This window comes from Arthrobacter psychrolactophilus (assembly GCF_003219795.1).
GTDB lineage: Bacteria > Actinomycetota > Actinomycetes > Actinomycetales > Micrococcaceae > Specibacter > Specibacter psychrolactophilus.
Genome location: NZ_QJVC01000028.1, coordinates 25566 through 42237 on the forward strand (window position 1 = coordinate 25566; position 16672 = coordinate 42237).

Annotated in this window: 22 protein-coding genes; 9 read left to right on the top strand and 13 right to left on the bottom strand. The window is 62.7% G+C overall.

Translation table 11 applies throughout. The features are described 5' to 3' along the window. Window positions 1-17 precede the first annotated feature (17 nt). From CVS30_RS17010 to CVS30_RS17025, 4 genes are all read left to right on the top strand, one after another. Window positions 18-821 carry a MetQ/NlpA family ABC transporter substrate-binding protein gene (locus CVS30_RS17010; RefSeq protein ID WP_110486747.1) on the top strand — a complete coding sequence of 268 codons (804 nt, stop codon included), beginning with the start codon at window positions 18-20 and terminating at the stop codon, window positions 819-821. Window positions 822-977: 156 nt separating this feature from the next. Next, window positions 978-1616 carry a TetR/AcrR family transcriptional regulator gene (locus tag CVS30_RS17015; RefSeq protein WP_245934666.1) on the top strand — a complete coding sequence of 213 codons (639 nt, stop codon included), beginning with the start codon at window positions 978-980 and terminating at the stop codon, window positions 1614-1616. Window positions 1617-1678: 62 nt separating this feature from the next. Then, a complete protein-coding gene (locus CVS30_RS17020) occupies window positions 1679-1903 on the top strand; it encodes a DUF3107 domain-containing protein (RefSeq protein ID WP_110486749.1) in 225 nt (74 codons plus the stop codon). Window positions 1904-1940: 37 nt separating this feature from the next. Beyond that, the gene (locus tag CVS30_RS17025) at window positions 1941-2246 is read left to right on the top strand and encodes a hypothetical protein (RefSeq protein WP_110486750.1); all 306 of its coding nucleotides are present in this window, start codon (window positions 1941-1943) and stop codon (window positions 2244-2246) included. A gap of 58 nt (window positions 2247-2304) precedes the next feature. Here CVS30_RS17025 and CVS30_RS17030 read toward each other — a convergent pair whose 3' ends face one another. Genes CVS30_RS17030 through thiO form a run of 4 tightly spaced genes read right to left on the bottom strand, consistent with a single transcriptional unit; the run spans window position 2305 to window position 5349 of the window. Beyond that, a complete protein-coding gene (locus CVS30_RS17030; protein WP_110486751.1) occupies window positions 2305-2961 on the bottom strand; it encodes a 4a-hydroxytetrahydrobiopterin dehydratase in 657 nt (218 codons plus the stop codon). Window positions 2962-2998: 37 nt separating this feature from the next. Beyond that, window positions 2999-3799 carry a thiazole synthase gene (locus CVS30_RS17035; protein WP_110486752.1) on the bottom strand — a complete coding sequence of 267 codons (801 nt, stop codon included), beginning with the start codon at window positions 3797-3799 and terminating at the stop codon, window positions 2999-3001. Between the two features lie 48 nt (window positions 3800-3847). Next, window positions 3848-4087 carry a sulfur carrier protein ThiS gene (gene thiS, locus CVS30_RS17040; protein WP_110486753.1) on the bottom strand — a complete coding sequence of 80 codons (240 nt, stop codon included), beginning with the start codon at window positions 4085-4087 and terminating at the stop codon, window positions 3848-3850. Then, window positions 4084-5349, bottom strand: a complete 1266-nt coding sequence (thiO, locus tag CVS30_RS17045; RefSeq protein WP_110486754.1) for a glycine oxidase ThiO — start codon at window positions 5347-5349, stop codon at window positions 4084-4086. The genes thiS and thiO overlap by 4 nt, the downstream gene beginning before the upstream one ends. Before the next feature lie 133 nt (window positions 5350-5482). Here thiO and thiE point away from each other — a divergent pair, with 133 nt between their 5' ends. Next, a complete protein-coding gene (gene thiE / locus CVS30_RS17050; RefSeq protein ID WP_110486755.1) occupies window positions 5483-6163 on the top strand; it encodes a thiamine phosphate synthase in 681 nt (226 codons plus the stop codon). 5 nt (window positions 6164-6168) lie between these two features. On the opposite strand, the gene CVS30_RS17055 is transcribed toward thiE, so the two are convergent. Both CVS30_RS17055 and CVS30_RS17060 read right to left on the bottom strand, forming a co-directional pair. Further along, window positions 6169-6744 carry a DinB family protein gene (locus CVS30_RS17055; protein ID WP_110486756.1) on the bottom strand — a complete coding sequence of 192 codons (576 nt, stop codon included), beginning with the start codon at window positions 6742-6744 and terminating at the stop codon, window positions 6169-6171. A gap of 46 nt (window positions 6745-6790) precedes the next feature. Beyond that, entirely contained in the window at window positions 6791-7483 is a 693-nt protein-coding gene (locus CVS30_RS17060; RefSeq protein ID WP_110486757.1) for a TetR/AcrR family transcriptional regulator, read from the bottom strand. Window positions 7484-7616: 133 nt separating this feature from the next. On the opposite strand from CVS30_RS17060, the gene CVS30_RS17065 reads away from it, so the two are divergent. Further along, window positions 7617-8546: an NAD-dependent epimerase/dehydratase family protein gene (locus CVS30_RS17065; RefSeq protein ID WP_110486758.1), complete on the top strand. Its 930-nt coding sequence runs from the start codon at window positions 7617-7619 to the stop codon at window positions 8544-8546. Here CVS30_RS17065 and CVS30_RS17070 read toward each other — a convergent pair. Continuing rightward, window positions 8543-9043, bottom strand: a complete 501-nt coding sequence (locus CVS30_RS17070) for a MarR family winged helix-turn-helix transcriptional regulator (protein ID WP_110486759.1) — start codon at window positions 9041-9043, stop codon at window positions 8543-8545. The two genes, CVS30_RS17065 and CVS30_RS17070, sit on opposite strands and share 4 nt — an antisense overlap. A 73-nt stretch (window positions 9044-9116) precedes the next feature. Between CVS30_RS17070 and CVS30_RS17075 the strand changes: the two genes are divergently transcribed. After that, complete coding sequence (locus tag CVS30_RS17075) at window positions 9117-10571, top strand: FUSC family protein (RefSeq protein WP_110486760.1); 1455 nt, start codon at window positions 9117-9119, stop codon at window positions 10569-10571. Window positions 10572-10664: 93 nt separating this feature from the next. On the opposite strand, the gene CVS30_RS17080 is transcribed toward CVS30_RS17075, so the two are convergent. Further along, window positions 10665-11654: an LLM class flavin-dependent oxidoreductase gene (locus tag CVS30_RS17080; protein ID WP_110486761.1), complete on the bottom strand. Its 990-nt coding sequence runs from the start codon at window positions 11652-11654 to the stop codon at window positions 10665-10667. Between the two features lie 86 nt (window positions 11655-11740). Here CVS30_RS17080 and CVS30_RS17085 point away from each other — a divergent pair, with 86 nt between their 5' ends. Continuing rightward, the gene (locus CVS30_RS17085; RefSeq protein ID WP_110486762.1) at window positions 11741-12085 is read left to right on the top strand and encodes a hypothetical protein; all 345 of its coding nucleotides are present in this window, start codon (window positions 11741-11743) and stop codon (window positions 12083-12085) included. Here the strand turns inward: CVS30_RS17085 and CVS30_RS17090 are convergent. From CVS30_RS17090 to CVS30_RS17110, 5 genes are all read right to left on the bottom strand, one after another. Further along, window positions 12044-13204 carry an FAD-dependent oxidoreductase gene (locus CVS30_RS17090; RefSeq protein ID WP_306418798.1) on the bottom strand — a complete coding sequence of 387 codons (1161 nt, stop codon included), beginning with the start codon at window positions 13202-13204 and terminating at the stop codon, window positions 12044-12046. The genes CVS30_RS17085 and CVS30_RS17090 overlap by 42 nt on opposite strands. Continuing rightward, window positions 13179-13592 (bottom strand): ribosomal maturation YjgA family protein, encoded by a 414-nt coding sequence (locus CVS30_RS17095; protein ID WP_181419853.1) that lies wholly within the window; start codon window positions 13590-13592, stop codon window positions 13179-13181. Before CVS30_RS17095 ends, CVS30_RS17090 begins: the two co-directional genes overlap by 26 nt. A gap of 64 nt (window positions 13593-13656) precedes the next feature. Beyond that, window positions 13657-14934, bottom strand: coding sequence for a Y-family DNA polymerase (locus tag CVS30_RS17100; RefSeq protein WP_110486765.1), 1278 nt, complete (start codon window positions 14932-14934; stop codon window positions 13657-13659). Further along, window positions 14931-15401 (bottom strand): NUDIX hydrolase, encoded by a 471-nt coding sequence (locus CVS30_RS17105; RefSeq protein WP_110486766.1) that lies wholly within the window; start codon window positions 15399-15401, stop codon window positions 14931-14933. The genes CVS30_RS17100 and CVS30_RS17105 overlap by 4 nt, the downstream gene beginning before the upstream one ends. Before the next feature lie 84 nt (window positions 15402-15485). Further along, window positions 15486-15941, bottom strand: coding sequence for a GNAT family N-acetyltransferase (locus tag CVS30_RS17110; RefSeq protein WP_110486767.1), 456 nt, complete (start codon window positions 15939-15941; stop codon window positions 15486-15488). A gap of 54 nt (window positions 15942-15995) precedes the next feature. Here CVS30_RS17110 and CVS30_RS17115 point away from each other — a divergent pair, with 54 nt between their 5' ends. Next, window positions 15996-16580 carry a nucleotidyltransferase family protein gene (locus tag CVS30_RS17115; protein ID WP_245934668.1) on the top strand — a complete coding sequence of 195 codons (585 nt, stop codon included), beginning with the start codon at window positions 15996-15998 and terminating at the stop codon, window positions 16578-16580. Window positions 16581-16672: the final 92 nt, after the last annotated feature.

Below are 16672 nucleotides of genomic sequence, written 5' to 3' on the forward strand. Positions count from 1 at the left end.
CTATCGAAAGAATCATCATGCTCCGTTCCACCTTTTTCAAGGCCGCCGCTGTCGGCGTTGCCGCCATCTTCGCGCTCACGGCCTGCGGTTCCGGCTCGGACGCTTCCTCCGCTGACACGATCAAGGTGGGCGCGCTTGCTGTTCCGGCCGGCGACATGCTCAAGCACGTCGCCAAGGAGCTCGCACCCAAGGATGGTTTGACTCTCGATTACAAGGAATTCAGCGACTACAACACCCCGAACGCTGCCCTCAGCGACGGCGACATTGACGCCAACTTGTTCCAGAACACCACGTTCCTGGAGACCTACAACAAGGCCGCCGGCAAGGATCTGGTCAGCGTCGGCAAGGTCTACCTGCCCCCGATGGCGTTGTACTCCAACGACATCGCCACACTCGCCGAGCTGCCCGAGGGTGCCTCCATCGCGGTCCCCAACGACCCGACCAATGAAGGCCGCGCCTTGCTGCTCCTGGCTTCCAAGGGCCTGATCGAGGTCAAGGACAACCCCATCACGCTCAAGGACATCACGGCGAACCCGAAGAACTTCAAGTTCACGGAAATTGAGAACGCAAGCCTCCCGCAGGCCCTCAATGACAAGGACGCCGCCATCGTCACCTTGGCCTTCGCCCTGCCGGCCGGACTCAGCTCGGACAAGCAGCTTGTCGTTGAGGGCGAGGACAGCCCCTTCTACAATGTGCTCGCGGTGCGGGCAGAGATGAAGGACGATCCCCGCGTGCAGAAGCTCTTGGCGATTCTCACCTCCCCGGACATGAAGGACTACATCAACACCGAGTTCAAGGGTCTTGTTATCCCCGCATCCTAGTTTTAGCTTCACACCCGCATGCGGACCCTGAGCCACGCGCAATCAACGGGGACCACCAAGTTGCACCGGTGGTCCCCGTTTGTTGCCTACTGGCGGGTAGAATGTCACCAAACAGCCCAGCATTTTCAAGGGGCACCGGAAAGAAAGGCTGCCACCATGAGTTTGGAACCCGCCGCCAAGGAACGTCCCGCAGCACGGACAACGCCGGCACGTATGCCCCGCGATGAACGTCGCGCCCAGCTGTTAGCTTCCGCTCTTGAGGTGTTCGTCAACCATGGTTATCACGGCGCCGCCATGGATGAGATTGCCGAGACCGCCAAGGTCAGCAAGCCCGTCCTGTACCAGCACTTCCCCAGCAAGCGTGAGCTGTACCTGGCCCTGCTGGATAGTCATTTGGCCGGCCTCACCACCATGTTGATCGATGCGTTGAACTGCACCACGGATAACAAATTGCGGGTCCAGGCCACCATGAAGGCGTACTTCATGTTCATGGCCAAGGACGATCAAGCCCATCGTCTGGTCTTTGAATCCGATCTGGTCAACGATCCCGAGGTTGCCGCGCGGCTGGAAAAGTTCAACGCAGACTATGCCGATGCGATTGGCAAGGTCATCGCCGAGGACACCAAGCTGCCCCCTGTTGAGGCCACACTTTTGGGCCGTGCCCTGGCCGGGATGGCACAGGTCAGCGCCCGTTATTGGCTCGAAGCCAATGGCGATCTCGACATCGAGGTGGCCAGCGATCTGGTCTACCGTTTAGCTTGGCGCGGAATTAGCCGTTTCCCCAAGGAATCCTGAGTACCTGCCCCTAAAGTGGGTGTACTGAGAACTATTTTTTAGCTTGCACCAAGGAGATAACTGTGGAAATCAAGATCGGCATCCAGAACATTGGCCGCGAAATTGTCCTTGAATCTGATCAGACGGCGGACGACGTCGCCGCCTTGGTGTCCGAGGCATTGACCAAGGGCACCACGCTGACCCTCAAGGATGAAAAGGGTCGCGTCGTCATTGTTCCGGGTAACGTCCTGGGCTACGTTGAACTCGGTGGCGAAAAGCCCCGTAGCGTAGGTTTCGCGGGACTCTAAGTCCCTCATTACTAGCTCAGAGAGTCGGTCTTCGATCATGGTCGCCTTGATTGTCATTGCCTTGTTCGCAGCTGCCCTAGGCGCCCTTGCCTGGGCCGTCGATAAGCACCGCGCAACTTTTGGCGCGCTCTTACCGGCAGGTGCTGCCGTGTGCGCGTCCTTGATCGTCTGGATCATCACCATGGCGGTTGGTCTGGACAACGATCCGGCCACCGCGTGGATCCCGTGGATTCTCTCGATTGTGGTGGGCGGCGCCGCGGCGTGGGCCACGGCTGGCCTCGTGGGACGCTCCCGCGCACACCAGCAGCTAGTACGGAATAACGCGATCTTGGCGATGCACTAAGCTCGCATTCTCTAAAAGGGTATGCGCGGGACTCACTTCGGGTCCCGCGCATACCTCTTTAAGCGTCGCGACCCTCCTCGGAACAGATGCACAGCCGGTTTCCCTGAGCATCCGTGGCAATCACAAAGGACGGGGCATGGGAGCGATCCAGGCTCGCCCCGGCTTCCTCGACCGCTGCCAGCACCTTGTGCGCCTCGCTCGCGGGCACGTAAATATCTAGGTGGAACCGGTTCGCATTGGGCGTGGCCGTCTGCTGAAACCACAGGGTTGGTAGCCTGCGCGCAGGATCCCGTAAGTCATCCGGCGCGCCCGCAACGAAGCCCAGGGCCGCCGCCCACACGGGTGCAATGGCCTCGATATTGTCCGTATCCATGGTGATTTCCAGGCTCCGCAGGCGCGACGGTTCTTCCACGGCACCCGCATCCTTCCCCGCGGCCGAGATCGATTTGGCCAGGGCCGCATCGCGGGCGGTGACCCTCGAGCCGGCATCGTGCGAGCTCAGCGCCACAAATAAGGTGTCGTAACGCCAGTCAACATCCGGGTGGTGGTTGGCCTTCTGGGCCAGCTCACCGATTCTGGCCAACAGCTCTAAGGCCATGGCCGACGTCGGACATTTCAGAACCGCCGCCAGCCCACCGAGGCGGAACCTCCACCCCGGCAGGGTTGCCAGCTCGGCGTCGATTTGTTCCCGGCTCAAGACATCGTGCACAGCCATGATGGCCTCCTTGCTCGCCTACACCTCGGGTGCTTCTTTACAGATCGGGGCGACCTGCCATGGCCGAGGATGCCCGGGCATGCGCACGCTTGGGAATGCGACCGCCCTGTGCTGCCAGTCTGCCACCGATCACGGCGTGTTTAAAGGCCTCCGCCATGATGAGCGGATTCTGGGCGCGGGTCACGGCGGTGGCTAGAAGCACGGCGTCACAGCCGAGCTCCATGGCGAGGGCGGCGTCGGAGGCCGTGCCAATTCCGGCGTCCAGCACCACGGGGACGCCAGCCCGGGAGACGATTAACTCGATATTGTGCGGGTTCAAGATACCTAGGCCCGTGCCAATCGGGGCGCCCAAAGGCATGACGGCCACGGCGCCAAGCTGTTCCAGACGCAAGGCCAACACCGGGTCGTCGTTCGTGTAGGCAAAGACCTTGAAGCCGCGATTGACGAGCTGTTCGGTGGCGTCGGCTAGTTCCAGGGCATCCGGCAACAGGGTGTGCTCGTCCGCAACCACCTCGAGCTTGACCCAGTCGGTCTCCAAGGCTTCGCGGGCCAGCTCGGCCGTCATGATGGCCTCGCGCGCCGTGAAACAACCGGCCGTGTTGGGCAGGATGCGGATGTTGTTTTCCAGCAGCAGCTTGAATAGATTGGTGCCGCCACCGGCCGCCTCATCCACGGAGTAGCGGCGCATGGCCACGGTGGTCAGTTCCGTGCCGGAGGCCACGAGGGCTGCACCCAATCCGGAGAGGCTCGGCGCCCCGCCGGTACCCATGATGAGTCGGGAGTTCAAGGCCACGCCATCGATGACGAGAGCGTCGGGAGTGTTGAGGAGTTGCGTCATGAGCTAAGCACTTTCAAAATCGAGGGTAGGAGACTTGCGGCGTAGGTCTTAGCCGCCTTGGACGGCCGTGACGATTTCGAGCTGATCGTTATCCTGGACAGCGGTGGCGGCCCATTGGCTGCGTGGCACGAGGTCCGAGTTGCGGGCCACAGCGACACCCAGCCGTCCGCCGTCGACCGCTTGACCCGTCGCCAACAGGACCCGTCCGGTCAGGGCCGTGACGAGATCGGCCACGGTGGTTCCCGCGCTGAAGGGCTGCTGCGTTCCGTTGAGAGTCAGGTTGCTCATGGCTGTTCCTTAGTGGTGGCGTCTGTGGCAATGGGGGCGTGCAGTGTGGGTGAGAAGCGGTCGGGACGAAACGCCGTCCAGGCCAGATCCGTGATGTTGCCCAATAATTGCCGCGTGATGTGGGCGGCGATGGCGGTCAGGAGCACGCCGTGGCGGAAGAATCCTGTGGCGATGATGAGGCCTGGAAGATCTTTCCCATCGGCGCCCGCGACCCGACCGAGCAGGGGCGCGTTGTCCGGGGTTCCTGGCCTGGCCCGCGCCGTGGTTTCCAGCAATTCCAGCTCGGCCACGGCGGGGATCAGCACCTGCGCGTCACGCAAAAGCTGGTATACTCCCCCGGCGCTGACACCGGCCGAGCCATCCTCGCGGCTGCTCGCCCCAATCACGACCGTGCCGTTGTCTCGCGGGACGATGTACACCGGCAGGCCGCGCACGATGCCGCGAATCGTGGCCGTCGTGAGCGGGCGCAGATGTTCGGGCACCCGCAGCCGCAGGATATCCCCATAGACGGGGCGAATCGGCAGGTGCAGCCCCTCGGGCAGCCCCGCGAGCCCCGGGGCACCCAGCGCATTGGCCACGATGACCTCGCTGGCTTGCAGGAGCCGACCATCGGCCAGCTCCACTCCCGTCACGCGCGAGAAGGTGTCGCTCGGGTCCTCATGCAGAAGCCCGACGGCGGACACCTCCAGGAATGTCGGCGCGGCACCTTCGCTGTCAGCAGCGTCAGCAACGGCGGCCGCACCAGCGTCTTGCAGGGCAGTCCGGAGCGCAGCGGCCATGGCACGGGGATCCACTTGATGGTCCTGCTCGACCTTGTAGGCACAGGAAATTTGCGGGCCAATCAAGGGTTCCTGGGCTCGGGCTTCCCGGATGGTCAATTGCGTCACCTCGAGGCCGTTGGCCAGCTGCACCTCGCGCAGATCGGCCAGGGCCTTGCGGTCCGCGGGATCGCCGCCCACCACGAGGGTGGGCGAGGTGTTGAATCCCGTGGCCAAGGCCCCGGGCAGGGAGGCGACAAACTCCGGCCAGCGGGCCGCCGACGCCAAGGTCAACGCGAGCAGCTCATCTTCTTGGTAGTGCAGCTCGCTCACGGGCGCCAACATTCCGGCCGCGGCAAACGTTGCGCCGCTCGCGGGGGCCGGGTCGATGACGGTCACTCGATGGCCGGCTCGTTGGGCTTCCCAGGCGATGCCCAGGCCAATGATGCCGCCGCCAATGACGGCTACCTCGGTGGTTAAAATTTCAGGCACGGTAGGTGCCACGACATTCTCCTTCCCTACGCCGGCATGATCCGGATCAGGTTCTTGAGCCCCAGGGGCGTCAGTCGGTCGGCGCAATCGGCGCCCTCTCAGCCAGCTTCACTGGCTCCCGCGGTACTGCACTAGTCTATGAGATATGAGCACAACTTCTCTCATCCATGACACCCTAGCCGCACCGACCGCCGCCCCGATTGACCAAGCCAGGCTGTATTTGTGCACGGATGCCCGCGCCAAACAAGGCGATTTTGCCGACTTCCTCCGGGCGGCCTATGCCGGTGGCGTGGATATTATCCAGCTGCGTGATAAGTCCCTCGAGGCCGCCGAAGAGCTCGAACTTCTCGCCGTTCTGCGCTCTGTTGCGCAGGAATGTGGCAAGTTGTGGTCCGTCAACGACCGGGCCGACATCGCCTCCCTCAGCGGTGCGCCCGTGTTCCATATCGGCCAAAAGGACCTCCCACTTCCGGCGGCACGCTCCCTCATCGGCGCCGACGTCGTCATGGGCCTCTCGAGTCATGACCCGTCCCAGGTGTCGGCCGCCGCGGTTCACCCCGAGGCCGATTACTTCTGCGTGGGACCGGTCTGGGCCACTCCCACCAAACCCGGCCGGGCCGCCGTCGGACTTTCCCTCGTGGAGCATGCCGCCTCATTGAAGACGAGCAAACCGTGGTTCGCGATTGGCGGGGTGGACCTGAGCAACGTCGATGAGGTGGTGGCCGCGGGTGCGTCCCGCATTGTCGTGGTCCGGGCCATCACCGACGCGGCAGATCCGACGGCGGCCGCCCAGGAATTGCTCTCTCGTCTGCCAGCGCTGGGGTAATATCCCTAACGCACGCCGCGGGCCACGGCCTCGAGCTCGGCCCGATACGCGGCCCACTCCTCCGTGGTGCGGTGGGAAACATTAGCGTCTTGGGGCCCGTTGCCCACCTGCCCGTCGATGAGTTCCCGGAGGATGTCGGCGTGGCCGGCATGGCGCGCCGTTTCCACGCACATGTGAACCAGGATCTGCTGGAGCGTGACGTGGCGGCGCTCTCCGGACCACCATGGCACCTCACCCGGCGTGTCGAGGGGCAGGAGTTCAATGGTTTCGTCGCTATGCCGGGCGGATGCTTCGTGGAGTGCCATGATGTCGGCCCGGCTCTCCGAGGGCCCGGCCCACATGTCAGCGTCAAGGGGTGCATCCTCGGCGAACCATGGCAGGTCTAGGTCGCTGGGCCGGCCGAACACCTCACCAAAGTAGCCCACCTGCACGCTGGCGACATGCTTGATCAGGCCCAGCAGGCTGGTTCCCGTGGGGGTCATGGGGCGGCGGGCGTCGTAGTCGCTGAGGCCATCGATTTTGGCCAGCAGATCCGCCCGGCGCAGCTGTAAATAGTTCAGAAGAACGGCTTTGTCATCCATGCCTGCCAGTATTCACCATGCGGACGCGCGTGGCGAGGAGCCTCACCTAACGAAGCCCCAGAATCGCTTCATACCCGGGCAGATGGGCCTCGAAGAGTGCCGCGGGATCGCTGAAGGTGGTCTGTCCGTAGTGCCCGAAAACCTCAAAATTCACGGCCCCAAAGAGCGCTGACCACACCAAGACAGCCGCTACCACGAGCTGATCGTCCATGGTCAAGCCCTTCTCGTCACGGATTTTGGAGAAGTCAGCGGCCAGTCGCGGATCAAGCGTTCGGTCGCCCAGCGCAATTCGCCCGTTGTGATCGGCACTTTCAAGAATCTGCACCAGCTGGAATATAACACGTGTTCCTGGAGCGGTCGTCTGCTCGGCGGGCGCCTCATAGCCTGGCACGGGTGAGCCAAAAAGCAGCCCATAGCACGCCGGTTCGGCTAGCCCCCACTGCCGTACGGCACGCGCCAAGGCCCGAAATCGACCAACTGGGTCATCCTCAGCCACGCCTTGCACGGCCGCGTCCACGGCGTCACCGAGAGCGTCATAACCATCAACCAGAAGTAGCGTCAGCAGCTCATCTCGGTTCTTGACGTAGCGATAAATCGCTGAGGAAACCACCCCCAAATCACGGGCAACGGCCCGCAGCGACAGCCCCGCAGCACCATGGAGCTCCAGATGCCGGCGCCCAATCGTGACAATTTCCGCCATGGTTTGCTGGCGCGCCCGTTCGCGCGGTGTTTGCATCATAGTCTCAGTGTCACTCGATTCGAGACCATCGTCAACTTAAGTGAGCAGTGCTCTTGACTTATCTTGCTGCGTCAGCCACGCTTTATCCGAGAGCACCGCTCTCAATTGTTCCCTGGAAGCTGAGGAAAGCATCATGAAGTCACACAAGATTGTTTTAGGATCGGGTCCCGTGGGCTGGACCGTCGCACAGCAACTCGCGCAGCAAGGGCATCCGGTTCGCGTGCTCACCCGCTCCGGTTCCGGCCCGGAACACCCACTGATCGAGCGACTCACGATCGATGCCGGCAATATAGATCAACTCCGCACAGCCTTCAGCGGAGCGGATGCGGTGTTCCATTGCATTCACAGCTCCACATACTCCGCCGATGCGTGGCGCTCGAGCCTGCCGCGAGCAGAAAACGCCGTATTAACGGCGGCCGGCGAGGCGGGCGCCGTCGTTATTTTCCCTGAAAGCCTGTATTCCTACGACACTCCAGAACAGCTCATGACGGAGCACAGTTCGCGGCAGGCCCGTGGCGGAAAGCGGGGAATTCGACGGGATCTTTTGGCAGCCCGGGCCGCCTCCGCCACGCCGACCATCAGCGTCGTGGCCTCGGATTTCTTTGGCCCGCAGGTCCTCACGGCTCATGCAGGAGAGCGCGCCGTGCCCACACTCTTGCAAGGCAAGCGGCTATGGGTCATGGGCAGCGCGAGAACTCCCCATTCCTTTACGTACATCCCCGATCTGGCGGCCGCCATGGTTCGCGCGTCGACCATTGCCGAAGCGCGGAATCAAGTCCTTCATGCGCCCACCTTGCCAGCGCTGACACAACAAGAACTGGCGCAGGCTTTCGCCACGGCCGCGGGCCTGAGTTCACCAAAGATCTCCGCGATTCCGGGGTGGGTTGTCCGGGCGGCGGCTGTAGTCTCACCGGAGATGAAGGAGATGGCGGAGTTGCTGTACCAATTTGAGCAGCCCTTCATCATGGACTCCGCAGTGAGTGAACGACTTCTGGACCTCGCCCCTACGCCATTGACCATTGCCGCTCGTGACACCGTGGAGTGGTGGCAGCAGCGCGCCTAACTCATCGATTCAACCGTGAGGGCAAGCTTCCGCAAGAGTGCAGCCAACTGAGCGCGCTCGTGTGGCGATAATCCCGAGAGCATCCGGGCGTCGCTGGCCAGCATATGCGGAAATTCCTGGTCGATGAGCGCCTCACCTTCCGCGGTCAGCTGCATGAGGACCACGCGGCCGTCGTTCTCCCAGGGCAGCCGCTCGATGAGGCCGCGCTTGACGAGCCGCTCGGCGTTTTTGGTTGTCGAGGCGCCACTGAGCATCGTTGCCGCCGTGACCTCGCTGGCGCGCATGGGTCCGTCCCCGCGCGCCAGCGTGCAGAGCACATCAAATTCGGCGCGCGTCACCCCGGCCGGCGCTAGCTCGCGTCCGGCCCGGTGCGCCGCCAACGCGCCAATGCGGCCGATCCGGGCCATGACCTCGATGCTGGAGACATCCAGCTCGGGACGTGATCGTGCCCAGCCGAGCCGCGCCCGGTCCACAAAATCCGATACCTTCACAGTCATTCCCTCAGTCTAGAGATCACACTCACATATCAGAGATCTATTTTACTAGTAAAATAGATTGTAAGATGTTCCTATGACCCCTTCGACCCGATTCCGTCACTCCGGCACCGCTCTGGCCCATTCGCTCTCGCCCGCCGCCTGGCGCGGCGCCTTTCATATGCGGCCCGCGGATGCCATTTTCACCACGGCCATCAAGGTGGGAATTGCCGCAACGATCGTCCTCGTTGCGGGCGGTCTCATGGGGCAACCGCAGCTTGCCGGCATGGCCGCCCTCGGGGCGTTGACGAGTGCCTTTGGTCGCTACCAGCCCTACCGTCGGCTCGGGCGCATGATGGCGATCGTGGGCGTGGGCATGATCGTGGCCATTACCATTGGCGTACTCCTGGGCGCCGCGGGAGTCCCGATGGTGCTTCAAATTCTGGTCCTTTCGCTTCTGGCTGGCCTAGCGTCACATGTCTTCACGGCCTTCCGCATCTCCGGCCCCGGCGCCGTGATTCTGGTGTTCGCGGCAGGCGTCGGTTCGGGCTATGCACACTCTTTCACCGACATGGCCCTGCCCATCGTGGCCATGGCAATCGGCGTTGTGGTCGGCTGGTTCGCCGCCATGGCACCTGCCCTGTGGGTACCCTTGGCCCCCTCGCGGCTGGCCGTCGCGCGCGGCATTTCGGCCGTCATCGCCCTAGAATCCGACGACGCCGGTTCCCGCACCGCCGCTGCCGCCGCCTTGCGCTCGGCTCGCGGTTCGGTGACGATAAGCGCCGGAACGTTGAATGAGAACAGCTCACGTTCGCGCCGTCTCCATCAGCACGCGGAACAGCTTCACCTCTTGCTTGATGACGCCGAAGCAACTCTGGCGCTGTTCCAGACCTCTGGCAGTGGATCGCGGGGGGACGCACTTGCCCGCCTCGGGCGGCATAAATCGGAGCTGCGCAAGGTTCGTGGCATCCCCATGCTCTCAATCCAAGTCCCTGCGCCCGACAACGCTGTAATCTCTAGCCGCGGCACGGCCCCGCAAGGTTTTTTGTCCACAGCTCGCGGCGAATTTGCTGCGCGGAGCAGTATTCATCAGGCGCTGCGTATGGCCCTTGCTGCCGCGTTATCCGGTTGGGTGGCGGTTGCACTTGGTCTGGAACATCCGCTATGGGCAACCATGGGCGCCATTGCGGCCCTGCAAGGGCTCAACTATGCCGTCACAGTCCAGCGCAGCATTCAGCGTTTGGTGGGCAACGTGGTGGGTGCGGCGATCGCCGTCGTAATTTTGTCGCTGTCACTGGGCTTCTGGCCGTCGGTGGTGCTGGTCATTGCGTTCCAGGTCGTGGCCGAGTTGCTCGTGCTGAAGAACTACACGTTGACCACGATCGCCGTGACGCCCATGGCCTTGATTATGACCGGGCTGGGCTCGCATCTGGGCCCCGACGCGGCCCTGAGCAGGGTTGCCGATACGCTCATTGGCGTCGTGATCGGCACCCTCGTGGCGGCGCTGAGCATCTCGCTGGCCGACCGCCACCATCTACCCACGAAGCCCTAGGGATTCCGTGGCGGGAGGAGAGGCTCCCACCGCAGAGGGAGCCATGACGCACGACGCGGCACTCAGGCACCGCCGCTACCTCAGCACAAAGCCTTAGGCCTGCGCGCCCAGCTCCATAACCTCTGCCAGCAGCTCAAAGCTGCGGATCCAGGCGGTGCGGTCCGTGACCTGCGTGGCGACGATGAGTTCGTCGGCGTCGGCCACTTTGGCGAAGTCCTCAAGGTAGGCGCGCGCCACGCTCGGCGTTCCGATGGCCGCATACCGGAACATGGTGCTCACCTGCTGCCCGGCCGGGGAATCCAACAACAGGTCCATCTCGGCTTCCGTGAATGTCTGCCCGCGCGCTACGAGGGAGACCACCCGGCGGCGGCGGGCGTCCAACGCCAGCTTGTCGGCTTCTTCCTGGGTGTCGGCCACGATGGCATTGACGCCGGCGATGACATAGGGCTCGGCCAGGACGGCCGAGGGCTTGAATTCACGGCGGTAAATCCGCACGGCGTCCTCGAGTGCCTGCGGGGCAAAGTGCGAGGCGAAGGAGTACGGCAGGCCCAGGGCTGCGGCGAGCCGGGCGCCAAAGAGCGAGGAGCCCAGGATGAACAACGGCACCCTGGTGTCCTTGCCCGGGTAGGCGTTGACGCCGGAGATCCGGGTCTCGCCGTCAAAGTACGCCTGCAGCTCCTGCACGTCGGACGGGAAGGTGTCGGCCGACATGGGGTCCCGACGCAGCGCCCGCATGGTGTTTTGATCGCTGCCCGGGGCACGCCCCAGGCCCAGGTCGATACGTCCCGGGTGGAGGGTCTCCAAGGTGCCAAACTGTTCGGCAATCTGCAGCGGCGAATGGTTGGGTAGCATGATGCCACCGGCACCCAAGCGAATCGACGTCGTGTGAGCGGCGACGTGCGCAATCAATACGCTCGTGGCCGAGGAGGCGATCGAGGGCATGTTGTGATGCTCGGCAAACCAGATCCGCTTGTAGCCCCACCCCTCAGCCTTCTGCGCCAATTCCACGGATGCGCGGAAGCTCTCGGCAATGCCGTCCTCGCCCACATGGGCCAGGTCAAGGATGGAAAGTGGAAGTGTCATGTGGTGCTGCCTTTCAAAAGGGTCTCTCTTGCGCCAACCGCCAAGTCACCCGGGATATTTCCTCGCCACGGCTTTAGACTCGTCACATGGAATGGTGGTGGACGATTCTGATCATGCTGGGCATGGTTGTGGTGGCCATTGTGGCGATCACCTGGTTCCAGCGCAGCGTGTCCCATCCCGACACCCGGCGGCACATGGGCGCCCTGGGCGGCGCCCTCGACGGCTTTGATGCAGTGCTGAATCCGCAGGCCGTCAAGGCGAAACAAGAGCGCGAGGAACAGTCCCGGATGCGCGCGCCCATCCCCTCCCCCGGTGATCTTCCCAAGGGTTTTCACGTGGTGATGGACGACGACGGCGTCCCCACCAAGGTGATTATCGACAGTTCCGCGTTACACCCCGAGCGGGACGTTAAGCCGATCGAGGGCAGCTAACGCGGCGGCCCGACCGGCTCGGTTCGCACCCAGTGTGGAGGCCGAGGCGCCGTAACCCACCAAGATGAGCCGGGGTTCGCGGGCCACCTTGACGCCATCCATCACGATGCCACCACCATTTTCGCGCAGTTTCAGGGGTGCCAGATGATCCATCGAGGCCCGGAATCCCGTGGCCCACAGGATCGTGTCGGCGGCAAATTCTGAGTCGTCCTCAAAAATTGCGCCCTCGGCCGTCAGCCGTGCCAAGGGTCCGCGGGACACAAGGATTCCGGCGTCGATCCCCTCCTGGTATTGCTCGGTCAGGGGCAATCCGGTCACGCCCACAACACTCAGGGGTGGCAGACCCGCGGCGGTCCGTTCGTTGACGCGTGCCTCAACGTCGCGTCCCCATTCGGGGTCAAAGGCCCGCTTGGTAAAGTCTGCTGGACGTCGCGTGGACCAGGCCGTCTCGACGCCGGCCTCAGCCAGCTGCAAGAGGAACTGCACGGCCGAGGTGCCACCGCCCACCACAAGGACGCGCTGCCCTGCAAACTCCTGGACAGATTGGAAGTCGTGGGTGTGCAGCTGCCGGCCCGTGAAGCTCTCGACGCCCGGGTAGTGCGGCCAGTGGGGCTTGTCCCAGGTGCCCGTGGCGTTGATGACCAGGCGTGCGGTGAAATTGCCTTGATCGGTCTCCACCACCAGAGGCTGGCTGAGCGTGTCGTCGGGGACACCGCCGTCGTCCGTTACAGTCGCAGAACGCACGGCATGGACCTTGACGGGGCGACGGATGGGCAGGCCAAAAGACTTTTCGTAGTCACCGTAGTAGCGAGACACCACCGCCGATGCGGGCACTGTGGGATCGGACGGCGGCAATTTCATGCCGGGAAGATCATGAACGGCGTGCGCGGCGCCCAAGGTGAGGGACGGCCAACGATGCAGCCACGCGCCACCGGGAGCCGGATTGGCGTCCAGCACCACAAAGTCCGTCTCGGGCGCGAGTCCCTGCCGTGCAAGGTAATACGCAGCCGACAGTCCGGCCTGACCTGCTCCAATAACCACTACATCCAGCATCTTTGCCTCCTGTAGTGTGCAAACCTGTTGCGCTACGGGGCTATTTCCGATTGTGAGTGATACCACCTTGCCGCAGGGTCCGGGAGAGGGCACGATCGGCGAGGTAGACGGCCGCCGCACCGACCTCGTAGGCCACCAGATCGAGTGCGGAGAAGGTCGTACCAAAGATTAAGCGCGACGGCGGAAAGCTCACCGCGAGCTGTTCGGGGACACCGGTCAGCTGGGCCAGTTCGATGGCGGCGCTGACGGCGAAGGCCGCGAGCGCAATCCACAGGCGCTGGGCCTTGGGAAGAATGAACGCCAGAACGAGATAAACCAACACCGTGTAGAGGGCATCGGCGATCAGGCTGGCGAGATCACCGGGGACGAAGAAGTGAATTGCCAGCCCTAGGGCGACGGTGAGAACGGCGGCGATCAGAAGCGCGGAACGCCGGGACGTCAGTGTTGAGGGCATGGCCTCGAGTCTACCCATGGAGGGGACCGCTCTATCTCAGCCAGCGCCTCCGCCACTCTCCACCCTAGGCCCGCAGGATCGGCAGCTCCTTCCATTCCGTCGTGTAGCGCGGTGAGGCGAGTTCTCGTTTCATGGACCACGCCGGGGCAACGGCAAATCCGCCGATCCCAATACCTATGGCCATCGAACCAAATTTGCTGCGCACATCGCCCAACACTGTTCCGACGTCCGGGCCGGGCTCCCCTGTGCCGAAAACGTCGAGCGTTGCCGGCGCCGAGAGCGGCTCGAGTCCGTGAAACATGACGCCGGCCCTCAGATATGAGGCTCCCGGAATGGCGCTCTGCCTCATGGCTGCCACGGCTGCCCGAACCAGCACGATGGGATCCTGAGTGGGTGTCACGAAGCGAATCGTGGCGGCGGGAAAGCTTCCCTCCCCACCAGCAAAACGGCTGGTCCCAGCCGTCACCGTCATGGACGAGGTCCGCAGTCCTTCCTCATTGAGCTTGGCGGCACCGCGCTGGGCATAAACCGTCATGACCTGTTCCATCTCCGCCACCGTGGTGACGGGAGTGGAGAAACTGCGCGAGAACATGATTTGTTGCTTGTCGGCGCGCTCCTCGGCGTGCGGGATGCACTCCGTGCCATTGAGCTCCATGACGGTTCTTTGCAACACCACAGAGAACTTCTTCCGGATGAGCGCTGGGTCTGCGGCCTTGAGATCGGCGATGCTTTCAATGCCCATCATCTTGAGTCGACTCGCCGTCCTGCCGCCCACTCCCCACAGGCCCGACGCCGGAACGCGCCCCTGAATCGCGGCCACGTGTTCCGGGGGCATGGCCTCGAGGGCGCATACCCCACCTAGGGCGGGATTTTGTTTCGCGATCCTGTTCGCAAACTTCGCCAGCGTTTTCGTGGTGGCAACCCCCACGCAGACGGGCACACCCACGTGGCGCATCACGGCGGCACGGATATCGCGCCCGGCGGCCTGCAATTGTGCGGGATCCCCCACCAGCCCCAGGAACGATTCATCGATCGAGTACACGTCCTGCCAGGTGCCGTAGCGCCCCACGACCTCCATGACGCGAGCACTCATGTCCCCATACAACTCGTAGTTGCTCGAGCGTGCCACCAGACCCCAGCCGGCAGCTTGCGACTGGATTTGGAACCACGGCGTGCCCGTCTTGATCCCCAAGTCCTTCGCCTCCGAGGATCGCGCCACGACACAGCCATCATTATTGGAAAGCACGACGACGGGACGGCCTTCCAGCCTCGGGTCAAAGACCCGCTCGCACGAGACATAAAAGTTGTTCACGTCTACCAGCGCGATTCTCTCGTTACTCACGGTGTCACGGGCGTTCCCATGTCGATATTAACGATGGGTGCCATCCCGGTCAGGAGGCACTCAAGAACGTAGCGTTCATGTGGCACGATTACTTCGGGCAGCGCGTTGAGGGAGAACCATTGTAGATCCGCCGCCTTGTCGCCCTCCATGATGCGCGGCTCCCCCGCCCATAGGTCGGCACTGAAGAAAAAGTCCACGCGTTGTTCAAGGGGACTGCCCTGCGGTTTAAAACGGTGCATGGCCGTCAGAGGAACGAGATGTTCGGCAGCAATGCGCACACCAAGTTCTTCATAGGCCTCACGGATCGCGGCCGCCTCCGCAGATTCTCCGGCTTCTACATGGCCCGCGGCAGCCGTAGCCCAATGCCCGTCCATGTAGCCCGTATTCTGGCGAAGCTGGAGCAGCACCGAATTATCGCGACGGAAGATGACGTAGCTGGCCGGAACAAGAGCGACTCTTTGATTCATAACAATTCCTCGCACGTCGGGTGTCCAACAAACCGTATTCGAATCTATGTTCCCAAACTTTTGGGCCTGACGGCAAGCCCGGCTTTACGACCCTTGCTTGGCACCGCCAGGGGCGACCATGAAAACATCAACCGGATCCTGCGACTCCACCGTGAAACCGTGCCGCAGATAGAGCCGTTGCGCAGGACTGCCGGCGAGGACATTCAGGCGGAAGGGACGCTCATCGGCATGCCGCCTCATCGACTCCGACAGGACCGCCCCTCCCAGACCCCTCCCCTGCCATGCGGGATCAAGATAGAAATGTTCGATCCATTGAACGTCAGGGGCGGGCCGGACGGCGATACTGCCAACCACCTCACCGTCAACAAGGATGAGCTGCGTCAGCTCGGGGTCGAAGCCGTCGAGGAAGCGCTGGCGCACACGCACGGAATCGTAGCGTCCGAGACGTTCAAGATCTTCTCGCAGCACGACCGCTCGAAGTTCGGCAATCCACAGCGCATCGGCAGCAGTGGCCGCCTTCAATGAGAACAGGGGGATCATTCGTCCAGTCAACTCGATGGGCCAATAATGACAAAATTACGGCAGGATAGAGCCGTGAGTAACCACGACGAAAAGCTCTTCTTGGACTATATCCATCGGAATCCGATCAATGGGCAGATCCTCCAGTTGGCACCCCAGCTCGGGATATCGGATTGGTGGTTAACAGCTGGCGCGCTCTTCCAAACAGTCTGGAATATTCTCGAAGGCAAGGACCCACAGGCTGGCATTCGTGACTACGACCTCTTCTACTTTGATGCAGACACTTCCTATGAGGCCGAGGACGCCGTCATTCAGCGGGCTAAGGAGCTCTTTAGCAGCCTCGGTGTGGACGTGGAGGTCCGCAACGAGGCGCGCGTGCACCTTTGGTACGAGGAGCACTTTGGTGTTCCCGCCGTTGCATTCACCAGCACGAGCGATGCCATCGACCACTTCGCGGCCAAGACCTGCTGCTTTGCCGTCACCGCCGACACCGCGGGAACCTTGAAGACGTACGCACCACACGGATTCAAGGATCTCTTCGCTCACAAAGTGGTTCCAAATCCAATCCTGGCTCCCCGCGATATATACGAGGCAAAGACCAAGCGGTGGAGTAAGGTCTGGCCATCCCTGACCGTTTTGCCTTGGCCATCAGCCAGTTAGCACCTCTTTGCTCGTTCAGATATTTGTTCTAGTATTTTTCGAATTCTTCTGGTGTTTCGTGAACGTGGTGACTATAATTGTGGTATGGGTAG

Bases quoted from the DNA above. Each gene is read 5' to 3' on its own strand.
- CVS30_RS17025 (WP_110486750.1), top strand. From the start codon at position 1,941: ATGGTCGCCTTGATTGTCATTGCCTTGTTCGCAGCTGCCCTAGGCGCC.
- CVS30_RS17080 (WP_110486761.1), bottom strand. From the start codon at position 11,654: ATGACACTTCCACTTTCCATCCTTGACCTGGCCCATGTGGGCGAGGAC.
- CVS30_RS17030 (WP_110486751.1), bottom strand. From the start codon at position 2,961: ATGGCTGTGCACGATGTCTTGAGCCGGGAACAAATCGACGCCGAGCTG.
- CVS30_RS17055 (WP_110486756.1), bottom strand. From the start codon at position 6,744: ATGGATGACAAAGCCGTTCTTCTGAACTATTTACAGCTGCGCCGGGCG.
- CVS30_RS17070 (WP_110486759.1), bottom strand. From the start codon at position 9,043: ATGACTGTGAAGGTATCGGATTTTGTGGACCGGGCGCGGCTCGGCTGG.
- CVS30_RS17105 (WP_110486766.1), bottom strand. From the start codon at position 15,401: ATGAATCAAAGAGTCGCTCTTGTTCCGGCCAGCTACGTCATCTTCCGT.
- CVS30_RS17085 (WP_110486762.1), top strand. From the start codon at position 11,741: ATGGAATGGTGGTGGACGATTCTGATCATGCTGGGCATGGTTGTGGTG.
- CVS30_RS17095 (WP_181419853.1), bottom strand. From the start codon at position 13,592: ATGCCCTCAACACTGACGTCCCGGCGTTCCGCGCTTCTGATCGCCGCC.
- CVS30_RS17015 (WP_245934666.1), top strand. From the start codon at position 978: ATGAGTTTGGAACCCGCCGCCAAGGAACGTCCCGCAGCACGGACAACG.
- CVS30_RS17060 (WP_110486757.1), bottom strand. From the start codon at position 7,483: ATGATGCAAACACCGCGCGAACGGGCGCGCCAGCAAACCATGGCGGAA.
- thiS (WP_110486753.1), bottom strand. From the start codon at position 4,087: ATGAGCAACCTGACTCTCAACGGAACGCAGCAGCCCTTCAGCGCGGGA.
- thiE (WP_110486755.1), top strand. From the start codon at position 5,483: ATGAGCACAACTTCTCTCATCCATGACACCCTAGCCGCACCGACCGCC.
- CVS30_RS17065 (WP_110486758.1), top strand. From the start codon at position 7,617: ATGAAGTCACACAAGATTGTTTTAGGATCGGGTCCCGTGGGCTGGACC.
- CVS30_RS17035 (WP_110486752.1), bottom strand. From the start codon at position 3,799: ATGACGCAACTCCTCAACACTCCCGACGCTCTCGTCATCGATGGCGTG.
- CVS30_RS17110 (WP_110486767.1), bottom strand. From the start codon at position 15,941: ATGATCCCCCTGTTCTCATTGAAGGCGGCCACTGCTGCCGATGCGCTG.
- CVS30_RS17075 (WP_110486760.1), top strand. From the start codon at position 9,117: ATGACCCCTTCGACCCGATTCCGTCACTCCGGCACCGCTCTGGCCCAT.
- CVS30_RS17010 (WP_110486747.1), top strand. From the start codon at position 18: ATGCTCCGTTCCACCTTTTTCAAGGCCGCCGCTGTCGGCGTTGCCGCC.